The following is a 9,908-nucleotide window of genomic DNA, read 5'->3' as shown; positions in this document are numbered from 1 at the left end:
GCGCCATCCGAGGCCGCACAAAAAAATACCCCATATCGAGCCTCACTCCCGCTCGGCCAATTAAGCAAAGCCCTCGCTTGCGGGAGAGGTCGGCGCGAAGCGACGGGTGAGGGTTCTATCCTCTTGGGGAGTCTCCCTAGAGGAGACACCCTCTCCCCAACCCTCTCCCGCAAGCGGGAGAGGGGGAGCACAGGCGCTCGGGGATCCAGCCCGATCCAAATTCAGCATACCTTACAACGACACGCCCGGCGGGATGTCCGCCTCGGTCACGCCCACCAGCTCCATATTGGTGATGATCGCGTTGCGGATGAAGCCGAGGCCCTTGTTGAAGTCGATCCAGGTGTTGACGTAGTCGCGCCAGGTCTTGTCGGTCTCGCGGCGGAAGCCGGCGTTCGACGTCGTCGCAAAGATCGGCGTCGGCAGCACGAACTGGCCGAGCGAGGGGTTCTTCTTCAATACCGTCAGCGACAGCATGGTGATCAGGCACTGCGCGTCGACGCGGCCGGTCTGCAGCGCGGCGGTGGCGTCATCGGCAGTCTTCAGCCGCGAGATCTGCGCCTTAGGCGTCAGGCGGCTGACGACCTGGTCGTGCGACGAGCCCTGGTCGACCGCGATCTTGACGTCGGGCGAGTTCAGCTCGGCCCAGCTCTTCGGCTTGAAGTCCTTCTTGCAGAGGATACCGAAGGCGTTGTTGAAGACCGGCACCGAGAAGTCGACCACCAGCGCACGCTTCGGAGTCGGGTTGAGGCCGAAGAAGATGTCGATCTTGTTGGACTGCAGGTCGAGCACCGAATTGCCCCAGGTGGTCTCGGTGATCTCGAGCTCGGCCTCCATGTCCTCGGCAAGCGCCTTGGCGATGTCGACGTAAAATCCCTTCCACTGGCCCGTCGAAAGATCCTTCATGTAATAGGGCGCGCCGCCGCCGACCGCGCCGATGCGCATCTTCTTGGTGCGGCGGATGCGGGCGAAGGTCGATTCATTGGAATCGGCGGTCTGCGCCACGGCCGGGGAGGCCAGCGTCGCCGCAGCCATCGCGCCAAGTCCGACAATCGATGCAACATCACGACGTGTAACCATTGGGATCAATCGCTTTTCTGTTGGAAGGGGTTCCGGCAGCGTTCTTACCAAGGCGCCTCCGGCAGTGAAAGCACAGCCTATCGGCTAGGCAGACCGGGAATTGCCCGGATGCTGGGCAAGCCACCATGAAGCCCAGCCTGTTCAAGCCGATACCCGCTTGCTTTCCGGTCCTTTTGGCCCCAAATAGGGACCGGGAGATTGGCGGTGGACGAGCCACTCGCCAACCGGGTCAGGTCCGGAAGGAAGCAGCCCTAACGAGGTCCGGATCGGGTCGCTCGTCAGTCTCCTACCTGTTTTTCCGAGCGAATTGCGCCGGCGGCTCGGGCCGCCAGCGCGCTCCTTTCCGCAAAGCCGGCCGAAAGACACTTCATTGCGGATCGACCGATGACCGACGCTGGCGCCCCTCCCAACCCTCACAGCGCCGGCCAGGCCAGCACGCCCTACCGGGTGCTGGCGCGGAAATACCGTCCTTCAAGCTTCGACGATCTGATCGGCCAGGAGGCCGTGGTCCGCACCGTCTCCAACGCGTTCGAGACCGGCCGCATTCCGCAGGCCTGGATTCTCACCGGCGTCCGCGGGGTCGGCAAGACCACCACCGCGCGCATCCTTGCCCGTGCGCTCAACTACGAGATGCCGGATGGCTCGGTGAAGGGCCCGACGGTCCAGATGCCGACGCTCGGCGTGCATTGTCAGGCGATCATGGAAAGCCGGCACATGGACGTGCTGGAGATGGACGCGGCCTCGCATACCGGCGTCGACGACGTTCGTCAGATCAATGACAGCGTCCGCTACGCGCCGGCCAGCGCCCGCTACAAGGTCTACATCATCGACGAAGTCCACATGCTGTCGACAGCGGCGTTCAACGCCTTCCTGAAGACGCTGGAGGAACCGCCGGAGCACGCCAAATTCGTGTTCGCCACGACGGAGATCCGCAAGGTTCCGGTGACCGTGCTGTCGCGCTGCCAGCGTTTTGACCTGCGCCGCGTCGAGGCCGACGTGCTGATGAAGCATCTCGCCAACATCGCGGCCAAGGAAAACGTCGAGATCGAGCCTGAAGCGCTCGGCATCATCGCGCGCGCCGCGGAAGGCTCGGTGCGCGATTCGCTCTCGCTGCTCGATCAGGCGATCGCGCATGCGGCGGGCACCGTGAAGGCCGATGCCGTCAGGCAGATGCTGGGGCTCGCCGACCGCACCCGTGTCATCGATCTTTTCGATTCTCTGGCGCGTGGCGACATCGCATCCGCGTTCAGGGAGTTCCGCGACCAATACGACGTCGGCGCCGATCCGATCGTCGTGCTCTCGGATCTCGCCGAATTCGTCAATTTCGTCACCCGCGTGAAGATCGTGCCGGCGACCGCCGACAACGTCGCCTATGGCGAGACCGAGCGTGTGCGCGCACGGGATTTCGCCTCGAAGATCTCGATGCGCGTGCTGTCGCGGATGTGGCAGATGCTGCTCAAGGGCATCACCGAGGTGCAGGCCGCGACGCGGCCCGCGGCTGCCGCCGAGATGGTGCTGGTGCGCATCGCCTATGTCGCCGACCTGCCGACGCCGGACGAAGCGATCAAGATGCTGGAGCAGAACGGCGGCGGTTCGCCGGTCGTGAGCGGCGGCGGTGCCACGCGCAGCGCGCCGGCCGGGCCGGTGGCGTCCGCGGCTCCAGTTCGCATTCCGACATCGTCGCCGTCCTCCTTCGGCGGCGGTGGTGCCCGTCCGCAGATGGCAACGCCCGCGCCGGATCCGCAAGCTGCCGCGCCCGTGTTGCGCGTCACGAGCTTCACCCAGCTCGTTGCGCTGGCCGGGCAGAAGCGCGACCTCCTGACCAAGGGCGCGCTCGAAGGCGACATGCGCCTCGTCCGTTTCGAGGAAGGCCGGCTGGAAGTCGCGCTCGAGCCCAACGCCTCCAAGACCATGATTTCCGATCTCGCGCGCAAGTTCGAGCTCTGGACCGGACGCCGCTGGACCGTGATCGTCTCCAACGAGCCGGGCCAGCCCACGCTGCGCTCGGTGAACCAGGCGGCCAAGCAGGAACATGCGCGCACCGCCGAGGCCGATCCGCGCGTGCGCGAGGTGCTGTCGCGTTTTCCGGGTGCGAAGGTCGTCGAGGTCCGCAGGCTTGCCCCCGAGGCGCCGGAATCCGATATTAATGCCGACTATGGCAGTGACGATCCGCCCGACGGTTCCGACGGCGACGATCTCTAGAGCCGATTTTCAAGGACAGCACCGATGGTCGATATATTCGGCATGATGAAGCAGGCGCAGCAGCTGCAATCCAAGATGCAGGAGATGCAGGATCAGCTCGCCAACGTCGAGGTCGAGGGCATCTCCGGCGGCGGTCTCGTCGCTGTGCGCATGACCGCGAAGATGGACGTCAAGGGCGTCAAGATCGATCCTTCGCTGATGAAGGCGGAAGAGCGCGAAGTGCTCGAGGATCTGCTCGTCACCGCGTTCGGCGAGGCCCGCCGCAAGGCGGAAGCCGCTATGCAGGAGAAGATGCAGTCGCTCACCGGCGGGCTCGGCCTGCCGCCGGGGCTGTCGGGGCTGTTCGGCCAGTAGGATGGGCGCTGTTGCGGGTCCTGAAATCGAGCGGCTGGTCCAGCTTCTCGCGCGGCTGCCGGGCCTCGGCCCGCGCTCGGCGCGGCGCGCCGCGCTGCATCTGATCAAGAAGCGCGAAGCGCTGATGATGCCGCTGTCCTCGGCCATGCAGGTCGCGCTCGAGAAGGTCCAGGTCTGCAAGACCTGCGGCAACATCGACACGCAAAGTCCCTGCACGGTCTGCACCGATCCGAGGCGCGATCCCTCGATCATCGTCGTCGTCGCCGACGTTGCCGATCTCTGGGCGCTGGAGCGGGCCAATGCCACTCAAGGGCGCTATCACGTGCTGGGCGCGACATTGTCGCCGCTCGACGGCGTCGGTCCGCAGGACCTCACCATCGAAGCGCTGGTGGCGCGCGCGCATGAGGCGCAGGTGCACGAGGTCATCCTGGCGCTGAATGCCACGGTCGACGGCCAGACCACGGCCCATTACATCACCGACCTGCTTCAGGACGCCAACGTAAAAGTAACCCGGCTCGCCCATGGTGTGCCGGTCGGCGGCGAGCTTGATTATCTCGATGAAGGCACGCTATCGGCCGCGATGCGGCAGCGTACCCTGTTCTAGCCATCCAGACTCACGGAACGGACGACATGACGAAACTTTTCGCCACACGATGGGCTTTGGTCGCGACGCTGACGATGCTGGCGACGCCGGCCATCTCCGCGCAGCAGGACGATGGGGCTCCGCCGCCGTCGAAGCCCGGCAAGCCGATCAATGCCGGCGAGGTGCTGTCGGGCGAGCTGAACACGATGAAAGTGCGCGACGTCAAGAACGTCGGCAAGCGGGTTGCGACCTACCAGATCACCTCCGAGCCGCGCCGCCTGCCGCCGCCGAGCGGGCTGTGCAATCTCGAGACCGGACCCGAAACCTTCCAGCTCGTTCCCAGCGGCGACGCCCAGGCCGCGCAGCTGAAGACGTTCGCCGGCAAGGAGATCTCGGTCAAGGTCGACGAGATCGCCTGCGCCAGCGATCCCGGCCAAATGAGCGAGGCCGTGATCACGAAGTGGAGCCTGATCAAGAAGCAGTAGCGGGGTGGGCGCGCTACCCTCTCCGTTCGTCATTGCGAGGAGCTCTTGCGACGAAGCAATCCAGATCGTGTCCGCGGCGGCAGTCTGGATTGCTTCGCTTCGCTCGCAATGACGAGGAGAGAGGGCAGTGTCAAACCCTCACCGGCCCCAGTGCATCAAAATGCCCGCGCTTCTGCAGCCAGGCCAGCAGCACCAGGCTCGGGATCGCCACCAGCATGCAGATCACGAAGAACAGCGGCCAGCCGGTGGTATCAGCCACGAAGCCGGCGCCTGACGAGAGATAGGTCCGCCCCACCGCGGCAAGCGCGGTGAGCAGCGCATACTGCGTCGCCGTGTGCAGCGGGTTCTGGCAGAGCGCCGAGAGATAGGCGACGAAGATCACCGTGCCGATGGCGCTGGTGAAGTTCTCACAAGTGATGGCGAAGGCGAGCGCCCATTGGCTGGTGCCGACGAAGGCGAGCCAGGAGAAGGAGAGGTTCGCGAGCGCCTGCACCACGCCGCCGATCCAGAGGCTGCTCGCGAGCGAATAGCGCCGGGCGACGAAGCCGCCGGCAAAGCCGCCGATCAGCGTCGCAGCGAGGCCCACACCTTTCACGATCGCGGCATAGTCGTTGCGGGAGAAGCCGAGGTCGATCACGAACGGCGCGGTCATCGTGCCGGAGAAGGCGTCGGTGAACTTGAACAGCACGACGAAGGCGAGTGCCGCAAGCGCGTCCTTGCGCGTCAGGAATTCCGAGAAGGCGCCGATCGCGGCGTGCAGCACGCGCGCGAACGCGGTTTGCGTCTGCGTCGCGGCTTCCGCCCGCACCGACTGCTCGGGTTCGGTCGCGATCAGCGCCGTGATCGTCCCGATCAGCACCATCGCCGCCATCACCACATAACCCCACATCCAGGCGGACGTGCGGGTGATGCCGGTGCTCTCGAAGCCCGACACAATGAACAGCGCGCCGGCGGTCGAGACCAGCATGCCGATGCGATAGGCCGCGACATAGGATGCCATGCCGGCGGCCTGCTCGCTTTCCGGCAGGCTCTCGACGCGGAAGGCATCGACCACGATGTCCTGCGTCGACGAGGCCGTCGCCACCAGCAATGCGCCGAGCGCGACATAGAACGGCGAGCGCGCGGGATCGGTCAGCGCCAGCAGCAGGATCGCGACGATCAGCAGCAATTGCGAGAACAGCAGCCAGCCGCGGCGCCGCCCGAACGCGCGCGTGAACAGCGGCACATGCATCGCATCGACCAGCGGCGCCCACAGGAATTTCAGCGTGTAGGGCGTGCCGACCAGCGCAAACAGCCCGATGGTCTTGAGATCGACGCCGGATTCCCGCATCCACACCAGCAGCGTCGAGCCCGACAACGCCAGCGGCAGCCCGGACGAGAAGCCGAGGAACAGCACGATCAGCACCCGCGGTTGCAGGTAAACGGCAAGGCTGTCACGCCAGGAGGTGGGGGTCGTATCGGGCGTGGCGGGGGAGGTCGCGTCGGGTGCGGTCATGGGTGGGTGTTAGCAGATTCTGGCCGCCACAAGTGAGGTGTCGCTCCTGCCGGCCAAAGAGGAGGTGTCGTCGCCCGGCTTGACCCGGCGACCCAGTATTCCAGAGGCCGGCATTATGGGGGGCCAGCAATCCCCGAATAGAGATCGTTCCAATCCGGATTGTCTTTCTCGATCAACGCGATCTTCCAATCGCGCTTCCACTTCTTCAGCCGCTTCTCCCGTTCGATCGCATTCTCGGGGTCGTCGAACTGCTCGAAGTAAACGAGCTTCACGACATCGTAGTCTTTCGTGAAGCTCTCGATCAGTTTCAACTTGTGCTCTGCCACCCGGCGGATGAGATCGTTCGTTACGCCAATATAAAGCGTGCCACCCATCTTGCTGGCGAGAATGTAGACGTAGTAGCAGCGAGCGCCCATCTGCCGCCTCTGGGATACTGGGTCGGCCGGTCAAGCCGGGCGACGACAGCGAGATTGAGGCGGCAGGTTACCGCATCTCAGCGTAGAATCACTCCCCAGCCTGGAGCTTCCTCGGGAACAGTTCGGCAGCGCCGGTGGCCACGAGATGCGGGGCTTCGGGCGCATCGGTCTTGCTGAAATCGAGCTCTTCGATGCGCCCGGCGCGCTTCTCGATCTTGTCGGCGGAGATCAGGATCTGGCGGACGTCTTCGTTGGCGTCGGCAAAGTGTTTCTGCAATTTCAGCACGCGCTCGCGCAGGCGGCCGAGATCGTCGCCGAGCTTGATCACCTCGGTCTGGATCTGGTCGGCGGCATCGCGCATGCGCGCGTCCTTCATGATCTGCTGCATCACCTGGATCGCGAGCATCAAGAGCGACGGCGACACCAGCACGACGCGGGCGCGATACGCCTTCTGGATCACGTCGTCGAAACCGTCGTGAATTTCGGCGTAGACCGATTCCGACGGCACGAACATCAGCGCCATTTCCTGGGTCTCGCCGGCGACGAGATATTTTTCGGCGATGTCGCTGACGTGCTTCATCACGTCGCCGCGCAGCCGCTGCGTGGCGATCCGCTTTTCCTCATCGGTGCGCGCATCATGCAGCGCGGTCATCGCTTCCAGCGGAAATTTCGCGTCGATGCAGAGCGGCCGCTGGTCGGGCAGGAACACGACGCAGTCCGGACGCTTGCCGGTCGAGAGCGTGAACTGGAACTCGTAGGCGCCCTTCGGCAGACCGTCCTGGACGATCGCCTCCATTCGCGCCTGACCGAAGGCGCCGCGCGACTGCTTGTTGGCGAGCACGTCGCGCAGGGTCGTCACCTGCGTGGTGAGGTCGGTGAGGTTCTTGTGCGCGCTGTCGATGATGCCGAGCCGCTCGTGCAGCGCGCGCAGGCTCTCCATGGTGTTGCGGGTGGTGTGCTCCATGGATTGACCGACCCGGTGGGTCACCGAATCCAGCCGCTCGTTGACCGCGCGTGCCATGTCTGCCTGGCGGCCGGCCAGCGTCTGGGTCATGGCATCGACCCGCCCCGAAGCCTCGCTCTGGGCATGCAGCATCTGGCTGATGCGCTCCTCGAGTTCGTCGGCGCGGATCGCGTTGGCCATCGCGAGTTCCGCGCCGCGCCGCCCCGAGCGTGCAATCACCACGGCGATGACCGCCAGCAGGATGAGGACCAGCGCGCCGAAGCCGATCAGCGCGTCCACCGTGCGCACCGGCCAGTCGCCAGCCGTGAAAATGATCTCGTTCATGCCTGCCCTTCTAGCCGATTCGCACTGTGGCACGAACGAATAGCGAACATTTCGAGGTAATGCCCTGCTAATTTTGGTGGTTAACGAAACCTGAAGTTTTATGGTTAGGGGAGGGTTAACGGGGTTCCTGGCCGCATTGACCGCGTCCGGCGCCCGGCTTAAATCGCGGCCATGGCCCTCAGAGAAATCATCATCCTGCCCGACAAGCAGCTGCGTCTGGTCTCCAAGCCGATCGAGAAGGTCACGCCGGAGATCCGCAAGCTTGCCGACGACATGTTCGAGACCATGTACGACGCGCCCGGCATCGGGCTCGCGGCGATCCAGATCGCGCAGCCGTTGCGGCTGATCACCATGGACCTCGCCAAGCCCGACCAGGACGGCGAGACCAAGCCCGAGCCGCGCGTCTTCATCAATCCGGAAATCATCGCCTCCTCCGAGGACCTGTCGGTCTACGAGGAAGGCTGCCTGTCGATCCCCGAATATTACGAGGAGGTCGAGCGTCCCGCGAAGGTGCGGGTGCGCTACATCGATCTGGACGGCAAGGTGCATGAGGAGGACGCCGAAGGCCTCTACGCCACCTGCATCCAGCACGAGATCGACCATCTCAATGGCGTGCTGTTCGTCGACTATCTGTCAAAGCTCAAGCGCGACCGCGTGCTGAAGAAATTCGAGAAAGCCGCCAAGCGCGGCGAGTGAGTAAGGTTTAGTGCTGCCTCACACTCCCCTGCGCTCCCTCCCCCCTTGTGGGGGAGGGCGGGGGAGAGGGATAGCCCAGACGGAAGTCTCTCCGTCATCTGAATCAGGTGCGTGCCGCGAAACCTCAAACCGAGAGAGCGCGTCGTGTGGCACCCCTCTCCCTAACCCTCCCCCACAAGGGGGGAGGGAACGTACCGAGTTCTTGTCATGCCACTCCGCCTGATCTTCATGGGCACGCCCGATTTCTCCGTGCCGACGCTGCTCGAGCTCGTCGCGCATGGCCACGAGATCGCGGCCGTGTATACGCGCGCGCCGAAGCCCGGCGGCCGGCGCGGCCTGCAATTGCAGCCGACCCCGGTGGAAGAGGCCGCGCGAAAGCTCGGCGTGCCCGTGCTGACGCCGAAGACTTTGAAAACGCCGGAGGCGCTGGAAGAATTTCGCGCCTTCGACGCCGATGCGGCCGTCGTCGTCGCCTACGGCATGATCCTGCCGCAGGCGATCCTCGATGCGCCAAAGCTCGGCTGCTACAATCTGCACGCTTCGCTGCTGCCGCGCTGGCGCGGTGCCGCTCCCATCAACCGCGCGATCATGGCCGGCGATGCCGAGAGCGGCGTGATGGTGATGAAGATGGATGTTGGCCTCGACACCGGCGACGTCGCCATGGCGGAACGGCTCGCGATCACGGACAATATGACCGCGCTCGATCTGCACGATCGTCTGGCCCGGCTCGGTGCCGATCTGATGGTGCGCGCCATGGCCGCGCTCGACCGCGGCGGACTTCAGCTCAAGCAGCAGAGCGAGGATGGCGTCACCTACGCCGCCAAGATCGACAAGGCCGAAGCGCGGATCGACTGGACCAGGCCCGCGCGCGAGGTGCAGCGCCATATCCACGGCCTGTCGCCGTTTCCCGGCGCCTGGGCCGAGCTCACCGGCGTGAGCGAGAACGCGCGCGTAAAAATCCTGCGCTGTGAATTGGCGAAGGGTTCGGGTACGCCGGGCGAGGTGCTCGACGATCACCTCACCATCGCCTGCGGCGAGGGCGCAATCCGCCTGATCGAGCTCCAGCGCGAAGGCAAGGCGCGCATGCAGGCCGCGGACTTCCTGCGTGGCGTGCCGCTGAAGTCCGGCGCCAAATTCACCTGACGCTGTCATACCCCGCGAAGGCGGGGTATCCAGTACGCCGAGGCTTCTCGGTCGAACGGATAGGCTGCGGAGTACTGGATCGCCCGGGGGCGCCGGGGGGTGCCACGGGAACTGGGCAAGATGGCCCCCGACCAGCGCCTCATCGCATATGACGGCGCGCCCGTGTTCG

At 65.0% G+C, this 9,908-nt stretch carries 10 protein-coding genes and 1 other RNA gene; 7 read left to right on the top strand and 4 right to left on the bottom strand.

The window, feature by feature from the left end; translation table 11 throughout:
• Positions 1-231: 231 nt before the first annotated feature.
• The gene (locus AC0L3K_RS29530; protein WP_035993754.1) at positions 232-1,077 is read right to left on the bottom strand and encodes a transporter substrate-binding domain-containing protein; all 846 of its coding nucleotides are present in this window, start codon (positions 1,075-1,077) and stop codon (positions 232-234) included.
• Between the two features lie 193 nt (positions 1,078-1,270).
• Here AC0L3K_RS29530 and ffs point away from each other — a divergent pair.
• The 5 genes from ffs (at position 1,271) to AC0L3K_RS29505 (ending at position 4,701) form a co-directional block, all read left to right on the top strand.
• An RNA gene (gene ffs, locus AC0L3K_RS29525) (signal recognition particle sRNA small type) lies at positions 1,271-1,367 on the top strand.
• A 94-nt stretch (positions 1,368-1,461) separates the two neighbouring features.
• Positions 1,462-3,279: a DNA polymerase III subunit gamma/tau gene (locus tag AC0L3K_RS29520; protein WP_007597705.1), complete on the top strand. Its 1,818-nt coding sequence runs from the start codon at positions 1,462-1,464 to the stop codon at positions 3,277-3,279.
• A 24-nt stretch (positions 3,280-3,303) separates the two neighbouring features.
• On the top strand, positions 3,304-3,633 hold the full coding sequence (locus AC0L3K_RS29515; protein ID WP_007597704.1) for a YbaB/EbfC family nucleoid-associated protein: 330 nt from the start codon (positions 3,304-3,306) through the stop codon (positions 3,631-3,633).
• 1 nt (position 3,634) lies between these two features.
• A complete protein-coding gene (gene recR, locus AC0L3K_RS29510; protein ID WP_007604678.1) occupies positions 3,635-4,237 on the top strand; it encodes a recombination mediator RecR in 603 nt (200 codons plus the stop codon).
• A gap of 26 nt (positions 4,238-4,263) precedes the next feature.
• Positions 4,264-4,701, top strand: a complete 438-nt coding sequence (locus AC0L3K_RS29505; RefSeq protein WP_007597700.1) for a hypothetical protein — start codon at positions 4,264-4,266, stop codon at positions 4,699-4,701.
• Between the two features lie 130 nt (positions 4,702-4,831).
• On the opposite strand, the gene AC0L3K_RS29500 is transcribed toward AC0L3K_RS29505, so the two are convergent.
• The 3 genes from AC0L3K_RS29500 to AC0L3K_RS29490 all read right to left on the bottom strand — a co-directional run bounded on the left by AC0L3K_RS29500 (position 4,832) and on the right by AC0L3K_RS29490 (position 7,900).
• Positions 4,832-6,196, bottom strand: coding sequence for an AmpG family muropeptide MFS transporter (locus tag AC0L3K_RS29500; protein ID WP_354200013.1), 1,365 nt, complete (start codon positions 6,194-6,196; stop codon positions 4,832-4,834).
• Positions 6,197-6,309: 113 nt separating this feature from the next.
• Positions 6,310-6,612: a GIY-YIG nuclease family protein gene (locus AC0L3K_RS29495; protein WP_007597697.1), complete on the bottom strand. Its 303-nt coding sequence runs from the start codon at positions 6,610-6,612 to the stop codon at positions 6,310-6,312.
• Between the two features lie 88 nt (positions 6,613-6,700).
• On the bottom strand, positions 6,701-7,900 hold the full coding sequence (locus tag AC0L3K_RS29490) for a DNA recombination protein RmuC (RefSeq protein WP_354126960.1): 1,200 nt from the start codon (positions 7,898-7,900) through the stop codon (positions 6,701-6,703).
• Positions 7,901-8,071: 171 nt separating this feature from the next.
• On the opposite strand from AC0L3K_RS29490, the gene def reads away from it, so the two are divergent.
• Positions 8,072-8,596, top strand: coding sequence for a peptide deformylase (def, locus tag AC0L3K_RS29485; RefSeq protein WP_219682519.1), 525 nt, complete (start codon positions 8,072-8,074; stop codon positions 8,594-8,596).
• Positions 8,597-8,803: 207 nt separating this feature from the next.
• On the top strand, positions 8,804-9,739 hold the full coding sequence (gene fmt / locus AC0L3K_RS29480; protein ID WP_354200012.1) for a methionyl-tRNA formyltransferase: 936 nt from the start codon (positions 8,804-8,806) through the stop codon (positions 9,737-9,739).
• Positions 9,740-9,908 lie beyond the last annotated feature (169 nt).

This window comes from Bradyrhizobium sp. MI1.10, assembly GCF_055811035.1.
Note: the sequence above shows the minus strand (reverse complement) of the source record. Positions and strands in the feature narration are given on the sequence as shown.

What these genes read in the sequence shown, in the direction of transcription:
- AC0L3K_RS29495 (WP_007597697.1), bottom strand. Translation starts at nt 6,612, where the DNA reads ATGGGCGCTCGCTGCTACTACGTCTACATTCTCGCCAGCAAGATGGGT.
- AC0L3K_RS29530 (WP_035993754.1), bottom strand. Translation starts at nt 1,077, where the DNA reads ATGGTTACACGTCGTGATGTTGCATCGATTGTCGGACTTGGCGCGATG.
- def (WP_219682519.1), top strand. Translation starts at nt 8,072, where the DNA reads ATGGCCCTCAGAGAAATCATCATCCTGCCCGACAAGCAGCTGCGTCTG.
- fmt (WP_354200012.1), top strand. Translation starts at nt 8,804, where the DNA reads ATGCCACTCCGCCTGATCTTCATGGGCACGCCCGATTTCTCCGTGCCG.
- recR (WP_007604678.1), top strand. Translation starts at nt 3,635, where the DNA reads ATGGGCGCTGTTGCGGGTCCTGAAATCGAGCGGCTGGTCCAGCTTCTC.
- AC0L3K_RS29505 (WP_007597700.1), top strand. Translation starts at nt 4,264, where the DNA reads ATGACGAAACTTTTCGCCACACGATGGGCTTTGGTCGCGACGCTGACG.
- AC0L3K_RS29520 (WP_007597705.1), top strand. Translation starts at nt 1,462, where the DNA reads ATGACCGACGCTGGCGCCCCTCCCAACCCTCACAGCGCCGGCCAGGCC.
- AC0L3K_RS29515 (WP_007597704.1), top strand. Translation starts at nt 3,304, where the DNA reads ATGGTCGATATATTCGGCATGATGAAGCAGGCGCAGCAGCTGCAATCC.
- AC0L3K_RS29500 (WP_354200013.1), bottom strand. Translation starts at nt 6,196, where the DNA reads ATGACCGCACCCGACGCGACCTCCCCCGCCACGCCCGATACGACCCCC.
- AC0L3K_RS29490 (WP_354126960.1), bottom strand. Translation starts at nt 7,900, where the DNA reads ATGAACGAGATCATTTTCACGGCTGGCGACTGGCCGGTGCGCACGGTG.